Raw genomic sequence first — 16,571 nt, 5'->3', positions numbered from 1 at the left:
CATATTCAAAATGAATATGCCCCTTTTGCTTTTACTATAAGTTAGCCGGTTATATCCCGTCTGCCTTTAGTTTATTGATCAGCTCATCCATATCAACTTCAACAAATGAGGTTGAGTAGTCTGACAAGCCGTACGGAATGATGAGTTTATTATTGTTTACTATAGACCCGCATGAGTAAATAACGTTTGGCACGTAACCCTCACGCTCATCACTGTTAGGGATGATAAGCGGTTCCTTTAAACGGCCTATCTCAATTGATGGGTCATCCAGCTTTAACAAACTCGCGCCAAGTACGTAACGGCGCATTGGGCCAACACCGTGGGTTATCATGATCCAGCCATGCTCAGTTTCAATTGGCGAACCACAGTTACCTATCTGTATAAACTCCCAGGTAAAGCGTGGCTCCTGCAACAGCACCGGTTTTTCCCAGATGTTTATCTTATCCGAGTACATGATGTAGTTATTGCAGCCATCAATGCGAGATATCATGGCGTATTTACCATTTATTTTGCGCGGAAAAAGGGCCAAATTTTTGTTTTGGGCCCCATCGCCATATAATGGCATTATCCTGAAGCTATAAAAATCAGTAGTTTGCAGCAGCTTAGGCATAATCAGCGCACCATCATAAGCCGTATAAGTAGCGTAATAGGTGGTACTGCCATCATCATCAGTAAATTTTACAAAACGGGCATCCTCAATACCTTTTCGCTCGTATTCAGATATCGGGAAGATCACCCGGTCTGATATATCAGTATCTAATGAAAATACGATTTCGTAGTATGAATCAGCCAGCCACAATATTTTATCATACTCCAGCTTATATGCGTCGCTTTCCTGCATTTTTTGCGAATCGAGAATGATACGGCGCAGGTTTGAATATTCAAAATGGTGATCAAGCTTTGATTCAAGCTCTTTAAGTACACCAATATCAATTTGGGTAGCTATAGCCTTATCAAAAAACAGTTTTTTATTGTAAACAGCGTTACGCACAATTTCGGCTTCATCAATATAGTTACCGGCAGGTAGTACAGTGATGTTGTTCTTTTCATCAAACAAAGCCCGGCGAAAGGTAATTGAGGATATGTGCCCCTCGCCTACCGCCCTGAAACTCATGATTACGCGGCGCTGGCCCTCTTCCAGTTCGGTTTGATCAGGATCATCAACAATGGATGGGTTAAAGAAGGCGGCCGACTCAATTGAGTATTCATGCGTAAAATATGACCCTATCAGCAACTTACGGTAAACCGAAAGCGAATCAAAATCAATACCCAGCTCCTCAAAAAGCGGCTTTAACTTGCTGCAATGGCGGTTAAGCACGCGGGTAATATTACGGTGGCGTTTTGAATACTCCTGCAATATGGGCGATACAATGCCAAAGGCGGCATCCTCACTTATCACCATTACTTTTTGTATTACCTGCTTGGCGCGGTCATTACCATTAAAGAAAAATCTGGCTATTACGCGCCTCGAATCCGGGTTAACTCTTATTGGCTTGCGTACAATAGGAAGTCTCATATATAATAAATAAGTTTTATCACTAACAGCTATATTGGCAATTTGATTGCCTTGTTTTTATTGTTTTTTACTCAATAAACGCAAAAAATGTTGCGTATACCACTAAACACAATCCGCAAAACGATTGGTTTATTTTTTTTTATAATTGTGATTGGGCGTTGGTCATTAGAGTTGTCATTGGGCATTCGGCAATGATATTTATACAGCTATCATCAATGTAAATAATTCATTAATGATTAATTATAAATGCCCAATGACTAATGACCAACGCCTAATGATCAAATAATTCTGTTTCGTTTAATAAGGTACGCTTTCAGCACATCATTGTATCCCGCACTAATGTCGGCATCAATTATGTCTATGTTGTACTGGGCGCATTTGAGTTCGAGCTGATGGCGGTATTGCTGTAAGGATGCGCGATAGGCTTCACGTATGCGGTTAGGGTGTACTTTGATCTCCTCGCCGCTCTCCATATCAATAAAATGATGCGGGCGGTTATCAAACTCAAAATCAATTTCGTGCTTTTTATCGGTTACGTTAAATATCACCACTTCGTGCTTGCTGAATTTGAGGTGTTGTATGGCGGCAAACAGTTTCTGCAATTTATCGTTATCAACACTATTCTCGAGCATATCGCTAAAAACAATAATGAGCGAGCGCTGGTGTACCTCGGCAGCAATATGGTGCAGCACGCCTGTAATGTTTGTAGTAGTATTAATCTGCGCGTTGGTATAGGCCTTTTCCAGTTCGGCAAACAGGTAGTATAAATGTGTGCCTGTTGATCGTGCGCTACTTAAAAAATCAATTTTGTCGGCAAAAGTGCATAATCCAAAGGCATCGCGCTGTTTTTTGAGCAGGTACATGAGCGATGCTATCGCGTAAACAGAAAACTGTAATTTACTGGTACCCTTTTCAGGATAATTCATGGATGATGAGGTATCAAGCAATAAGTAACAACGCAGGTTGGTTTCCTCCTCAAACTGTTTAACAAACAGCTTATCGGTACGGGCCATCAGTTTCCAGTCGATATTCTTAACCGACTCACCATTATTGTACAGCCTGTGCTCGGCAAACTCTACCGAAAAGCCATGAAACGGACTTTGGTGCAAACCGGTTATAAAACCCTCAACCACCTGCCTGGCCAGCAATTCAAGGTTAGCCAGTTGCCTGATATGCTGATCGTCGCTTAATTTTGCCATTATACTAAAGTAGTTATTTGACCGGTGAAACCATAACGCATAAAAAAAGCGGCACTATATAGCACCGCTTATTTTATATTAAAGAAAACGACAGGAGCATTATACCTGAGCGCTCAGTTTATTTGCTAAAATTGATTTTGGCACCGCGCCGATCTGTTTGTCAACGATCTCGCCATTCTTAAAGAACAACAACGCTGGAATATTACGGATGCCGAACTTCATTGATATGCCGGGATTGTTATCTACGTTAACTTTACCTACAACGGCCTTGCCATCGTATTCTTTAGCCAACTCCTCAACTACCGGGCCTACCATGCGACAAGGGCCGCACCACTCTGCCCAAAAATCAACCAATACCGGTTTATCTGATTTTAATACAAGTTCCTCGAAGTTTGCATCAGTTATTTCTAAAGCCATGATTTCTTCTTTTTAAATTTTGTTATACAAATATATACTAATCAAATTGCTTGCCACAAGTACAGGGCTGACATTGTGACAATCAGATTATCTACACCTGCCAGAGTAACTTTTGGGTGACGCTAAAGGTAATGGTTTATGCCAAAAGGGCGCAAAGTTTTTATTAACATGTTAACCTATTCCAAGTTCTTTCATGTATTAAGTATCCGGATGACTTATAATAGCAGGACATATTTTATCAGCATTATAACCACCCTTTGCGCCTGAACCAAAGGTAAATCAGCACTGTAATAATTACCATTACGCCTAAAACCCCAGGATAGCCATACTTTTCGTGCAGCTCGGGCATAAATTCAAAGTTCATTCCGTAGATGCCCACTATAAAGGTCAGCGGCATAAAAAACACCGAGAATACGGTGAGTATGCGTACCGTTTCGTTAGTGCGCTGCGCGGATACGTTAAAATACAGGTTAAGCAGGTGGTTTATATTTTCGGACAAGGCATCATAAATATTTTGCAGGCGTACATACAGGTCGCGGGTATCGCGGGTGTTCACATCCCCCTCCTCGGCATCAATGGTATCAATAATATCATATGACAGCATCAGCATACGCCTTACCAGGTCGGCTTTGCGTTTTAAAAAATACATACCTTTTAAAAGCGGCGCCTTTCGGGTGCGTAAAAATATCTGTTCCTCATAATACTCCAAACTACGCGACAGGTGATTTGATGGTTCATCATAAGTAAGCAGGCAGGCTTTAATAATATTGTTAAGCAAGTGATAGCTACTGTTGCATTTTCCCTTCTTCACTTCCTCGCCCAGCGTATCTATCAGCTTGTGCGGCTTACGGTGAATGGTCACAATAAAATCCTTAGCATAAAATATGGCTACCTTATGGGTAAGCTGCTGCACGGTATCGGCCTCACGTACCCTGGTATCGGTATGTATCCTGAAAATAATGAAAGCGTAATGCTCCATCTGCTCATACTTGGGCAGGTGGTCGGGTTGCAGGCTGTCATCTAACAGTTCCTCGTGTAAACCATACTTTTGGGCGGTTTCATGTATCTCCTCATGCTGTGGTTCATATATATCGATCCACTCAAAATCATTATCCTTTTTGCTGGCAAGTTGTCTAAGCATTACACAAATTAAAATAACTAAACATCATCACCGTAAATAAGTTCGTGATACTGATGGTGTATTTTGATGGCTAATTACAATAAATTAATTTAAAACTTACTGATTTAGAGTTTATTTAACCTTGATTTTATCATTTAAACATACCCTAAACCGACATTTGAATTAAGAAATTTAACTTAATATGCGAACGAAAAGTTTGATAGTAAAATTCCTTAAAACCGCCACCCTGTTATTCCTCATTGGCAACGGCTTACCCGGCCAGGCTCAAAAAATCCCGCTTCAAAATGGCTTTGCCCACAACGATTACTGGCACAAACGCCCATTGTTTGACGCGCTGGATAATGGTTACACCCATATTGAGGCCGACATTTTTTACATCAATGGCGAAATGGTGGTGGCACATTTTTTCCCGTTCTTTCAGGGTAACCGAACGCTCGAAAAACTGTACCTGAAACCACTGGCTGATCGTATTAAAAAGCAGGGCAATGTATTTGAGGGGTACGATACGCCCGTAACCCTGATGATCGACATAAAAACCGGTGCTGAAGATACTTATCGCGCCCTGAAACCTCTATTGCAAAAATACAGCTCCATACTGTCAAGTTACGAGAATGGCAGGTTGCAAAAGCGGCAGGTAACCATTGTACTATCAGGCAATAAACCTTACCGGTCCATAAAAAACGAAAAGCAGCGCCTGGCTTTTATTGATGAGGACCTGCGCGATGTAGGCAAGGATAAATGCGATGCCAATGTTTACCAGATGGCCAGTTGCAAATACAGCTCATTGTTAAACTGGGACGGCAACGGCACCATGCCCGATGACGAACGCAGACTATTGTGCAGCTACGTTACCAAAGCGCACAGCATGGGCAAAAAGGTTCGGCTGTGGGCATCGCCCGAAAAAGAATGCGTATGGAAGCAATTACTGAGCTGCGGTGTAGACCTCATTAATACCGACGAACTTGCGATGTTACGTAAATTCCTTATCACCAATACATCAGTTAATGAAAATATCAATCTCACAAAAAAGGCGCGGGTTGCATCGCTGTAAGTTCCTCAAAGCAATCCAGGTATTCTTTTACCATTTTATCCCAACCGAAGTGCTTCATCGTGTATGCCTTTATCTGCTTTGGTTGTAGTTTATAGTGCCGTGGTTGGCTGTTCAGCTTGCTGAGTGCATCTATCCACGCAGCTTTGTTGGCAGCAGGCAGCAAATAGCCATTATGCCCGTGGCTTATTACATCCTTTATTCCCTCAATGTTTGAGGCAAAAACTTTGGTACCGCACAAACAGGCCTCAAGGCATACCAGGCCAAAACCCTCCAGATCGCCGGGTACACGTATGTTAGGCATTATAAATGCCTCGGCCGCCATAAGCAATTGCAATATATCCTCAAAAGGTAAGCGCCCCAGGTGCTTTACCCGGTTAGCCGTACCTGATTTTTGCAACAGCCTGCGTATCTCCTCCTCATCAGTAGGCCAGCCTAAAAAAGAGGTTACCTGCCTGCGCGTTTTAGGGGGTAACGAACGTATTATTTTATCTGCAAACGGGGCGCGTGGTTTAAACGGGCCTATAATAAGCAAGGTAAAATCATCACTCAATGCGGGCATAACGTGTTTTATGAGCCACGCAAAACCTTTACGCTTTACAGCCCTGCCCATGCATATCAGTACCCGTTTATTATCAAGCTGAAGGCCATGCTGGGCGGCTATATCGTTAACCAGCGCGGGTTGCGGCAGGCAATCAGCAATGGAGGCATCAACGCCGTTGCTTATCACCTTTATTTTTTCTGCCGGGATGCCATACTTTATACAGGCATTTGCCGTGGCATTGCTTACGGCAAATATCTTGTCAAACTTTTTATATTCGGGCAGCACCGAGCGGCGGTAAGTGTTGTTAGGAAAAACCACATCCAGCCCGTGCAGGGTAACAGTACGTTTTAAGTGCTCGTACCCTTTGTGGCGCATACATATGGCCGCCATAAGCCCATCGTTGTAATGAATAACGCTTATACCCGGGTACTTACGGCACATAGCCACAATACGCCTGTTAAGCGACATAAAAAAGCGCAGCTTGCTTGTGCCCGTTTTATAAACAATGGCATGTATGCGGGCATGCTTTTTCATCCCGCGTACCAGCTCGTAGCTTTGCTTTTCCATACCGCCGGTTGCGGGCGGGTGTTTATGACTTACAAACAGGATCTCCATTTTGGTAAAGTGTGGTCGTTCGTTTCCTGTCGATAAAAAAATAAGCCACCAGGCCCAGCAAAATCCAGAATAACTGGCGGGCACGGCGCAGCAGCGATGCCGTTACCCAGGTTTCGGCAGCGGTTATGCCTACAGTAGCAAGCATCAATTTGTTGCCATACTCCTCCACCCCTATTTGCGCGGGCACAAACGCCCCGGCCGATTTAAATATGATCACGCTCATATCCACAAACATGGCGGGTATAAAACCTGCTCCGGTAGCCAGCAAGTGCAGGATGATGTAGAACTCAAGCGAGCCCAATGCCCAGTGCAGCATAAAAAAGCAGCAGGCTATCAGCATATCCTTTTTGTTGGTATAATAAAAAGCGCGGATAGCTGCACTTGCTTCGCTAACCTTTGTACGCAGCTTTTCGGTACTATTGGCGAACCAATTGCCCAAACGTGTTTTGCCTAACCCTTTAAATAATACTATCAGCAGGTAAATAAATACTGCTACACCGGCGAGTATGCCCAGCACCATACCGGCTATACTTAACGAAAAATGCAGCGCAGGTACAAAAGCAAAGGCCAGTATGGTTATGATAAGTAACGAGAGTAGTTGTGTAGCCATCATCAGCACTCGCGATAGCAGTACCGAGGTAACCACTACCTGTTTTTCTATCGGATGATCGCGCAGCAGATAAATCTTGAGCGCCTCGCCCGCCACAATACTTGTGGGATTGATGATGCCTACCGTTTCGCCAACATGTCGTACCCAAAACAGTTGGGCAAGTTTAACATGCTTACCATCCTCACCCATACAATTGCGCCATGCAATGGTACCGCATATATATGAGGACGCGCTTATCAGCAAAAGCCATATAAAGTGGAATCCTACCTGCTGCAGGGAACTACCAACTTTGTTAAGATCGGTATGGCGAAGAAATACCCAGGCGCATATCAGTATGGCAACAATAATTAATACCTTCAGATACTTCATTCAGCAGGCAGTAGCCGGCCACGGGTTTGCTTGGCCAGTTGGTTAACATCATTAAAGTATACCGAGGCAAGCTCATTCCAGTTAAATGCGCTGCTATATTTTAAGCCTGCCTGTACAACCCTGCTATGCAAGGCATCATCATTTATAAGCAGCATTATTTTGCTGATGTATTCATCCGCATTGTAAGGCTTGCATTTAAAACCATTAACATCCTGCTCAATAAAATCGGCCGAACCGCCGCCATCGGCAATAACGCATGGCAGGCCTGATGCCATGGCCTCTAAAACCACATTACCGTATGCCTCGGATACCGATGGAAACACAAACACATCTGCCGAGGCATACAACACAGATAGCGTGTCATGATCTACCTTGCCGGTAAAAAAAGCATCGGGCATACGCTCCCGGCAAACGGGTTTCTCTTTACCATCACCCGCTATTACCATGTTAAAAGGTGTGTTGGCCGCTTTTAAACCATCGTATATATCAAATAAGGTTTCCAGGTTCTTTTCCCAAACCAGGCGGCTGGCAAACAGTATCACCGGGGCGTTATTGCCGGTTACATTTCGCATAAAGGAGGCATCATACTTTGCCGGCGAGAACAAACCGGTATCAATACCACGTTTCCAGCTTTTCATTTTATGCGGTTTTACACCGATACCTGCCAGCCATTTACCTATCCCCTCGGACGGCATATAGATGGTATCACATCCGTTGTAAAAATTGCGCTGCCCGTCAATCACCCTTGAGCGCACAAAATCTATCAAAAAGGGCGTGTGTTTAAAGTAATAATCAATGTATGATATAAAGTGTGTATGGTAAATGCTGATCACCGGCAACCGCTCCTGCCGGGCATATTTCAGCGCAAACTCACCTAATAACGATGGTGTTGCTATATGTACCACATCGGCATCAAATGTCCGTAGTTTTTCTTTCAGGCTTACTTGCACCAGCCCGGGTAAGGCCAGTTTATAATTACGGTTAACAGGTACGGTAAGGGCAGGTACCTTTACACATTCAAAGCCATATAATTCATCAGGCCCGGTGCCGCAAATAAATAAAAATTCAAAAAACTCCGGGTTGATGCGGCTGATGAGCTGGTACATGGTGCGCACAGCCCCGTCATGGTCCTTATCCAATATTTCTGAAAAAAACACAACCCTTGTTTTTCTGCGGTACATCATGCCCAAAACTATGGCTGTTGTGTAATCTCATTATTAAAATAATATTGTTTATGGCTTTTTAGCAGGCTGATTAAAGTTGGATAATGTTATCAAATTATGAACAATCAGCGCTGTTTTGTAACATTTTGTTTAGACATTACAGTAATTTTTAAAAACAAGCTAATCAAGCTATTCAGGTATCTCCAAAATATCTATATTAGCCCACCTCGATAAAAATGATTATGAGAAAAAACCTTTTACTAAAAACAACATCCCTGTTGTTTCTCTCGGCTGCTGCTTTACCTTTTGGCGTTGCCGCACAGGACACACAGGTACCTCTGAGTGATCTTTCGGCTTTTAAAAAGCCATCAGCCAACTGGTCAGTTGCCGGTTCGGTAAAAAGCGATTTTAGCAAAGATGAAGTTCTGGAAAAAAAAGACGGCCAGGGCATATTGGTAACCATCCCGGGCAAGGGTAAAAATGAAGACATCTTTACCAACTTTGAGCATGGCGATATTGACCTAAGTGCCGATTTTTTGATGCCTAAAGGCTCAAACTCGGGTATATACCTGCAAGGCCGTTACGAAATTCAATTAAGCGATGCCTGGGGTAAGGATAAACTTACCTATCAGGATCTGGGCGCTGTATACCCGCGCTGGGATGAAAGCCGCCCACAAGGCCAGTTTGCTTACGAGGGTGTGGTACCACGCATTAACGTGAGCCGTGCACCGGGCCTGTGGCAAAACATACATATTGTTTTTCAGGCACCTAAGTTTGATGCGGCAGGCAAAAAAACAGCCAATGCGCGCATTGTTAAAATAGAGCTTAACGGCGTAACCATTATTGAAAATGCCGAACTGCAAGGCCCAACCCGCGGCTCTGCATTCCCTAACGAAGCCGCCACCGGCCCTATCCGCCTGCAAGGCGATCATGGTGCCGTTGCCTTCAAAAATATTAAATACAGCACTAACGTAAGTAGTAAGGTGACTGACGGCTCAGGCCGCACCTTTAGCGAAAAACAAGTATTTGTTACCGTTACCGATGAACCTGTATTACTGCGCAGCTTTGTTGACATTAATGATAAAAAACGTGTTACCCATGCTATTAACGTAGGCTATCCGGGCAACATCAGCTACTCGTACGACTTGGGTACCGGTGCCCTGTTCCAGGTATGGAAAGGCGGCTTTGTTGATGGTACGCCAATGTGGCTTTTCCGTGGTGATGGTAATACCACTGTTATCGGCAGCAAAATACCTTTGAACGATGCGCCATCATTGGCCGTATTAGCTTCAGAAACCAACGCATGGCCTGATTCGCTGCTTGCCAACCAGGCATTTCGCAGCCGTGGTTATGAGTTGGATGATAAAGGCTACCCAACCTTTAAATACGAGGTTAGCCAACTAAAAGTTGATGATAAACTTACCAGCGATGGCGGCAGCAGCCTTACCCGTGTGGTAACGGTTAACGGCCCCGTTAAGGATAAACTTTACCTGCGCGCCGCAACCGGCAGCGATATTGTTGATGCCGGCAACGGCATGTACGCGGTAAACAACTACGAGTACTACGTACAGTTTGATAAAGGCACCAAGCCGGTACTGCGCACAGCAGGCAACGGCAAGGAGCTGCTTATCCCAATAAAAGATGCCGATAAAGGTGCTTCGGTTAAATACTCACTTATCTGGTAAACTCAACAAATACTGTTATAAATGAAAGCTACTGTAAAAAATATACTACTTACTTTATCTGTAACTGCCGTTGTTGGGTTTACAGCTAAAGCGCAAAATAAGGAAGCCGGGGCTACCGAAAAGGATTTTTACCGCATAGTTACCCTGCCAATACCCGAAGGTATTGAGCTTGAGGTTGGCGGTTTGGCCCTGTTGCCTAACGGCGATATGGCGGCATCAACCCGCCGTGGCGATGTGTACATTATTGAAAACCCGTACATGCTTAACGGCACTACGCCGCACTACCGCAAGTTTGCAACCGGCATGCATGAGCTGCTGGGCCTTGCCTATAAAGATGGCGCGTTATATGCCGTGCAGCGCGGCGAGTTGACCAAACTGGTTGACAAGAATGGCGACGGTAAGGCTGATGTTTACGAAACCGTATTTGCATGGCCATTAACCGGTAACTACCACGAGTACTCGTACGGCCCTGTAATTATGCCTAACGGTAACTTTATGGTTAATGCCAACGTTGGCTTTGATGGCTTTGAATGGTGGCGTGGTAAAAGCCATGTGCCCTGGAGAGCATGGACAATGGAAATTACCCCTGATGGTAAAATGATGCCTTTTGCTACCGGCTTACGTTCACCTGCCGGCCAGGGGCTGATTGATGGTAAATATTTTTACTCTGAAAACCAGGGCGACTGGGTAGGCTCGGGCCACATGATGCAGTTAAACAAAGGCGATTTTGCAGGTCATCCCGCAGGTTTAAACTGGGCTGACCGTCCGGAATCACCGGTTAAGGCACGTACCCAGGATATCTATTCTCGTGTTGACCCTCGCTTTAACCAGGGTAAAATTGAGGATGATGATCCGAACCGTCCGTACAAAACATTTTTTGAGGTAGCTAAAGAAGTACCTGGCATGAAATTGCCAACGGTATGGTTACCACATTCTATTTTAGGCACATCAACCTCATCAATGATACAAATACCAAAAGACGACCGTTTTGGTCCGTTTGCAGGGCAGGTAATTATTGGCGACCAGGGCCAAAGCCGCCTAAACCGTGTTTACCTTGAGCAGGTAAAAGGCGAATACCAGGGCGCTGCCTTCACCTTCCGTGAGGGTTTTGAATCAGGCGTATTACGTTTAGCCTGGGGTAATGATGGCTCACTCTTCGTAGGCCAAACCAACCGTGGCTGGGGTTCAAAAGGTCCGAAGGATTTTGGACTGGAGCGCGTAGTTTGGAGCAAACGCACTCCGTTTGAAATGAAAGCCGTTAAGGCCATGCCTGATGGTTTTGAGATTGAGTTTACCAAACCTGTTAACAAAAAAGCGGCTGCCGATCCGGATGCTTACGCTATTACCGGCTTTATTTACAAATACCACCCGGTTTACGGTAGTAACACAGTTCGCGAGCAGCAGCACGTGGTTAACGCGGCAATCGTATCAGAGGATGGTACAAAAGTACGCCTGGTGATTGACGGCCTGCGCGAAAAATATGTTCATGAGATAACGCTTGACGATAAGATCGTTTCGGCTGACAGCGCTGCCAAGGTATTACACCCTGTAGCATACTATACGCTTAACAACATACCTGAAGGCGCTAAGCTGAACGTACCTAAACGTACGCCAAAAATGGCTGGCCATGACCATATGAACATGGGCAAGCCAACACAAACCCCTGCAAAAGCAGCGGCAGCCAAAACCCCTGAAGGTTCAGGCCTGAAAAAGAACCAGCTTACCAAACCTGCTTCATGGACAAGCATCGATCAAACCATAACACTTGGTACCAAGCCGGGCCTTAAGTATGATAAGAGCGAGCTTACCGTAAAAGCGGGCAGTAAAATAAAGCTTACCTTCAGCAATAATGATGATATGCCGCACAACTTTGTGGTAGTACCCGACGGGCAGGCTGTTCCGGTTGGCGAGCTGGCCATGAAGCTTGGCTTGCAAAGCGTTAAACTGAGCCATATACCTAATACGCCAAAGGTATTATTCAATACTACACTGGTAGGGCCTGGCGGGTCACAAACCATTTACTTTGTGGCACCAACCAAACCCGGAAAATATACTTATGTTTGTACTGTACCAGGGCACTTCTACGTGATGCAGGGCACACTAACAGTGAATTAACCAACATTACACCATACATAATAAACCGGTACTTAGTTACCGGTTTATTTGTTTTAAAACCAATTTTAACTGTGAAAAGTACGTTTTATTTACGCTTATCGGGCTTTGCCATTATGGGCATTAGCATCGTGCTGTTTTTATGCGGAAAAATAGCGCCCAAGCCACGGGTGCTGGTATTCAGCAAAACAGCGGGCTTCCACCATTCGTCCATACCCAAAGGGCTTAACGCCATTATTAAACTGGGTACCGAAAATAATTTTGATGTGGATACCACCACCAACGCGAAAGCGTTTACCGAAGCTAACCTGAAAAAGTATGCCGCCGTTGTGTTTTTAAGCACTACAGGCGATGTACTCGACCAATACCAGGAGGCTGATTTTGAACGCTACATACAGGCCGGAGGCGGTTTTGTGGGCATACATGCCGCAAGCGATACCGAGTATGGCTGGGGCTGGTATGGCCGTTTGGTTGGCGGTTATTTTAAAAGCCACCCGGCACCACAGCAGGCCGTGTTGAATGTGGTTGATAAAAACCACCCATCAACCAAACACCTGCCTGATACCTGGACACGTACCGACGAATGGTATAACTTTAAAAAGCTTAATCCAAACGTTAAGGTATTGATCAACATTGACGAAAAAAGCTACAAGGGCGGCGAGAATGGCGACAAGCACCCAATGGCCTGGTATCATGAATTTGATGGCGGCCGTGCATTTTATACCGAACTTGGTCATACTGATGAATCATATGCTGACGCGCAGTATTTGCAACATGTTTTAGGGGGCATAAAATACGCTATTGGCGATAACAATGCAATCGATTACAGTAAAGCCAAAACGCAACGCGTGCCCGAAACTAACCGCTTTGTAAAGCGTGTACTGGTAGAGGGCGCTTTTTTTGAACCTACTGAAATGGCCATACTGCCCAACTTTGATATACTGGTAGCGCAGCGCCGCGGCGAACTGATGAAGTACGATGCCGTTAAAAAAACGGTTAAACAGGTTGGCCTGCTAAATGTGTACTTTAAAACCAGCGTACCCAACGTAAACAGCGAAGAAGGCCTGCTGGGCATTGCCGCCGACCCGGCATATGCTACCAACCACCACATCTACATGTACTACAGTCCTGCGGGCAGCGAGTCAATTGATCGCCTGTCGCGCTTTGTATTTAAAGGGGATACGCTGGATAACAGCTCAGAAAAAGTGATATTGGAGGTAAAAACCACCCGCGAGATATGCTGCCACACCGGTGGTTCCATTGCGTTTGGTAAAGATGATAACCTGTACGTTTCGGCTGGAGATAACTCTACACCGTTTGATGAGCCCGGCGAAAAATACCCGACACAAAGCTTTGGCCCGATGGATGACCGCCCCGGACATGAGCAGTATGATGCCCGCCGTTCGGCAGGTAATACTAATGACTTACGCGGCAAAATACTCCGTATAAAAGTGAAGGCCGATGGCACTTACGATATTCCGGATGGTAACCTGTTCCCGAAAGGCACGGCCAAAACCCGCCCCGAAATTTATGTGATGGGCAACCGTAACCCTTACCGTATATCGGTTGATAAAAAAACAGGATATCTGTACTGGGGTGAGGTTGGGCCAGACGCTAATGTTGACAGTATTGGCACCCGTGGTCCGCGCGGATATGACGAGGTGAACCAGGCACGCAAAGCTGGTAACTTTGGCTGGCCGCTGTTTGTAGGCAATAATTATGCCTACAACATCCACAACTATACAACCAATGAAAACGGCGCGCCATCTGATCCGGCGAAGCCGATGAATAACTCACGCAACAACACCGGTTTAACCGAGTTGCCGCCTGCGCAACCGGCCTACATCTGGTACCCGTACGCCGTATCTCCTGATTTTCCGGAACTGGGCAGTGGCGGCCGTACAGCTATGGCAGGCCCGGTGTATTATACGGCAGACTATCCGGCAGGTACACGTTACCCATCTTACTATAACGGCAAGCTGATTATTTACGATTTTGTGCGCGGATGGATCAAGGCCGTATCACAAACACCGGAGGGTGACGTAGATAAGATAGAGCCTTTTGTTGACGGTATGAAATTCAATTCCATGATAGATATGGAAGCCGGCCCTGATGGCCGTATTTACGTGCTTGAATACGGTAACGGCTGGTTTAATAAAAACCCCGACGCTGCCATATCACGTATTGACTACCTTGCCGGTAACCGTCCGCCTGAAATAGCTGCTTTAAATGTTGATAAAACCAGCGGCAACGTACCGCTTACCATATCGGCAAGGGTAAAAGCCACTGATCCTGAAAAGGACGCGCTTACCTACGTTTGGCACATTGGCAAAACTAAAAAGGTTACCAAAATGCCTGTTTTAAAACACATAGTAGCCACAGCAGGCGAGTATGAACTGAGCGTTGATGTTATAGACAGTAAAAAGGCATCAACCACAAGCAATACGGTAACCGTTTACGCCGGTAACGCGCGGCCAACAGTAGCTGTTAATGTAAGCAGTAACCGCAGCTTTTTCTTCCCCGGCAAACCTGTTAAATACAATGTAAGCGTTGCCGATAAAGGCGCAACAGTTAACCCGGCTAACCTGTATGTTTCTGCCGATATGCTGAAAGGTACTGATAAAGCCGGTGCCAACCTTGGCCACCAGGTAATACAGGCAACAACCATTGGTAAAAACATTATGCTAACGCTGGATTGCAAGGCTTGCCATAAGGAGAATGAAACCTCGATAGGCCCTGCATTTGTTAAGGTTGCACAAAAATATAAAGATGCTAAAGATGCCGACACGCATCTTACCAATAAAATCATCAAAGGCGGCGCCGGTGTTTGGGGCGAAGTGGCCATGCCTGCGCATCCATCATTAAAAGAGGACGATGCCAAGCTCATCGTTGGCTGGATACGCTCACTGGCGGATGATAACAAACCAAAATCATTGCCTGCCAGTGGCATGATAACCCCTAAAACCAATGATGCAGGCAAGCAAAATATGGTGTATACCATACAAGCTAACTATACCGACGAAGGCGCGAATGGCATAAGGCCGTTAGCAGGTACAGGCGCTGCCATATTACGCAGCAATATTATTGAGGCCGGTGAGTTTACCGCAGTAAACGGTTTTGCATCCAAAGATTCAGCCGGTACCAAATACCTGGTGTTTCCTGCCGCTACAGGCAGCTTCAAGGCCGGTAAGTTTGATCCGGCAGGCATTGCCTCCCTTGAATTTAGCGGCGTAGGCAACAGTGCAGCATCAAGCTACACCATAACCGTTTATAATGGTAAAGGCGGCGCTAAATTAGGCAGCGGCACTATCAGTTTCGCGGCCGGTAAGCAAAACGCTACGGCAACCATACCGCTGGTAAAAGCCACCACCCCTGCCCTGCGCGATTATTTTATTGAAGTAAAGCAAACCACGGCAACTAAGAACCCGCCATTGCTAAAAGCAATAAGGTTTGTGCCCTTGTAGCAAAAACCATTATTATAAAAGCGCCCTGTTTAATAGCAGGGCGCTTTTTGTTTTATTCTTTTTTATATAAATTATTTTTGCTTTTCTTGATGAGGTCGCTAACGCTAAGTTTTGTTTCTTTTGATCGCTTAAAACAAATTCAGGACAGATAATAAAGCGATTGTTAAATTTAATGCCTGTGCATAATCATCGTCGGCCTGCTCTTAGCCGCAGAGGCCAGTTACTTTGTCTTAGACACAAAGTAACCAAAAGTCAAGGCAGAAAAAACCTTCCACACACAGGCCATACTCCCGGCCCGGTTTTCTGCCAGTCCCTCGCTCTTTAACTCTCCAAATTATTCACAAAAGAAAATTTTCCTTTTAAGTACAACACGATCATAATTTAAATTTCCGGCCTTTTAATTTTCGGATAGCAGGATGATGCACTACCTTTAATAGAAAATTAAACAGCCGGCGATTTATTCGTTATTGTTTATTTTAGTTGTACTCATGAGATCGCTAACGCTAAGTTTTGTTTCTTTTGATCGTTCAAAAGAAATTTAGGACAGGTAATAAAGGGATTTTTTAATTAATACCTGTGCATAATCATCGTCTGTCTGCTCTTAGAGGCCAGTTGCTTTGTCTTAGATACAAAGTAACCAAAAGTCAAGGCAGAAAAAACCTTCCACACTCACAGTCCATACTCCCGG

Annotated in this window: 11 protein-coding genes; 4 read left to right on the top strand and 7 right to left on the bottom strand. The window is 45.0% G+C overall.

Annotated features, from left to right (window positions below):
• Positions 1-49: 49 nt before the first annotated feature.
• From LJ707_RS12475 to LJ707_RS12460, 4 genes are all read right to left on the bottom strand, one after another.
• A complete protein-coding gene (locus tag LJ707_RS12475) occupies positions 50-1,516 on the bottom strand; it encodes a glycoside hydrolase family 130 protein (protein WP_228951392.1) in 1,467 nt (488 codons plus the stop codon).
• Positions 1,517-1,794: 278 nt separating this feature from the next.
• On the bottom strand, positions 1,795-2,715 hold the full coding sequence (locus tag LJ707_RS12470) for a DUF58 domain-containing protein (RefSeq protein WP_228951390.1): 921 nt from the start codon (positions 2,713-2,715) through the stop codon (positions 1,795-1,797).
• A gap of 99 nt (positions 2,716-2,814) precedes the next feature.
• Positions 2,815-3,132 carry a thioredoxin gene (trxA, locus tag LJ707_RS12465; protein ID WP_194101136.1) on the bottom strand — a complete coding sequence of 106 codons (318 nt, stop codon included), beginning with the start codon at positions 3,130-3,132 and terminating at the stop codon, positions 2,815-2,817.
• Between the two features lie 244 nt (positions 3,133-3,376).
• The gene (locus LJ707_RS12460; protein WP_228951388.1) at positions 3,377-4,273 is read right to left on the bottom strand and encodes a CorA family divalent cation transporter; all 897 of its coding nucleotides are present in this window, start codon (positions 4,271-4,273) and stop codon (positions 3,377-3,379) included.
• A gap of 181 nt (positions 4,274-4,454) precedes the next feature.
• On the opposite strand from LJ707_RS12460, the gene LJ707_RS12455 reads away from it, so the two are divergent.
• Positions 4,455-5,324: a phosphatidylinositol-specific phospholipase C/glycerophosphodiester phosphodiesterase family protein gene (locus LJ707_RS12455; protein ID WP_228951386.1), complete on the top strand. Its 870-nt coding sequence runs from the start codon at positions 4,455-4,457 to the stop codon at positions 5,322-5,324.
• On the opposite strand, the gene LJ707_RS12450 is transcribed toward LJ707_RS12455, so the two are convergent.
• The 3 genes from LJ707_RS12450 to LJ707_RS12440 are packed head-to-tail and all read right to left on the bottom strand — an operon-like array spanning position 5,293 to position 8,616.
• The gene (locus LJ707_RS12450) at positions 5,293-6,480 is read right to left on the bottom strand and encodes a glycosyltransferase family 4 protein (protein WP_228951384.1); all 1,188 of its coding nucleotides are present in this window, start codon (positions 6,478-6,480) and stop codon (positions 5,293-5,295) included. The two genes, LJ707_RS12455 and LJ707_RS12450, sit on opposite strands and share 32 nt — an antisense overlap.
• Complete coding sequence (locus LJ707_RS12445; RefSeq protein WP_228951383.1) at positions 6,455-7,459, bottom strand: lysylphosphatidylglycerol synthase transmembrane domain-containing protein; 1,005 nt, start codon at positions 7,457-7,459, stop codon at positions 6,455-6,457. Before LJ707_RS12445 ends, LJ707_RS12450 begins: the two co-directional genes overlap by 26 nt.
• On the bottom strand, positions 7,456-8,616 hold the full coding sequence (locus LJ707_RS12440; protein WP_228951382.1) for a glycosyltransferase family 1 protein: 1,161 nt from the start codon (positions 8,614-8,616) through the stop codon (positions 7,456-7,458). The genes LJ707_RS12445 and LJ707_RS12440 overlap by 4 nt, the downstream gene beginning before the upstream one ends.
• A gap of 248 nt (positions 8,617-8,864) precedes the next feature.
• Here LJ707_RS12440 and LJ707_RS12435 point away from each other — a divergent pair, with 248 nt between their 5' ends.
• From LJ707_RS12435 to LJ707_RS12425, 3 genes are all read left to right on the top strand, one after another.
• A complete protein-coding gene (locus LJ707_RS12435) occupies positions 8,865-10,307 on the top strand; it encodes a DUF1080 domain-containing protein (protein WP_228951381.1) in 1,443 nt (480 codons plus the stop codon).
• Positions 10,308-10,328: 21 nt separating this feature from the next.
• Complete coding sequence (locus LJ707_RS12430; protein WP_228951380.1) at positions 10,329-12,422, top strand: plastocyanin/azurin family copper-binding protein; 2,094 nt, start codon at positions 10,329-10,331, stop codon at positions 12,420-12,422.
• A gap of 71 nt (positions 12,423-12,493) precedes the next feature.
• Complete coding sequence (locus LJ707_RS12425) at positions 12,494-15,883, top strand: ThuA domain-containing protein (protein ID WP_228951379.1); 3,390 nt, start codon at positions 12,494-12,496, stop codon at positions 15,881-15,883.
• Positions 15,884-16,571: the final 688 nt, after the last annotated feature.

Origin of the sequence: Mucilaginibacter sp. UR6-1, assembly GCF_020880975.1 — a bacterium.
In the GTDB taxonomy this organism is placed as follows: Bacteria; Bacteroidota; Bacteroidia; order Sphingobacteriales; family Sphingobacteriaceae; genus Mucilaginibacter.
The sequence above is the reverse complement of the archived record's forward strand: the minus strand, read 5'-3'. Positions and strand labels throughout refer to the sequence as shown.

Coding starts and splice junctions, on each gene's coding strand:
- LJ707_RS12475 (WP_228951392.1), bottom strand. CDS start 1,516: ATGAGACTTCCTATTGTACGCAAGCCAATAAGAGTTAACCCGGATTCG.
- LJ707_RS12470 (WP_228951390.1), bottom strand. CDS start 2,715: ATGGCAAAATTAAGCGACGATCAGCATATCAGGCAACTGGCTAACCTT.
- trxA (WP_194101136.1), bottom strand. CDS start 3,132: ATGGCTTTAGAAATAACTGATGCAAACTTCGAGGAACTTGTATTAAAA.
- LJ707_RS12460 (WP_228951388.1), bottom strand. CDS start 4,273: ATGCTTAGACAACTTGCCAGCAAAAAGGATAATGATTTTGAGTGGATC.
- LJ707_RS12455 (WP_228951386.1), top strand. CDS start 4,455: ATGCGAACGAAAAGTTTGATAGTAAAATTCCTTAAAACCGCCACCCTG.
- LJ707_RS12450 (WP_228951384.1), bottom strand. CDS start 6,480: ATGGAGATCCTGTTTGTAAGTCATAAACACCCGCCCGCAACCGGCGGT.
- LJ707_RS12445 (WP_228951383.1), bottom strand. CDS start 7,459: ATGAAGTATCTGAAGGTATTAATTATTGTTGCCATACTGATATGCGCC.
- LJ707_RS12435 (WP_228951381.1), top strand. CDS start 8,865: ATGAGAAAAAACCTTTTACTAAAAACAACATCCCTGTTGTTTCTCTCG.
- LJ707_RS12430 (WP_228951380.1), top strand. CDS start 10,329: ATGAAAGCTACTGTAAAAAATATACTACTTACTTTATCTGTAACTGCC.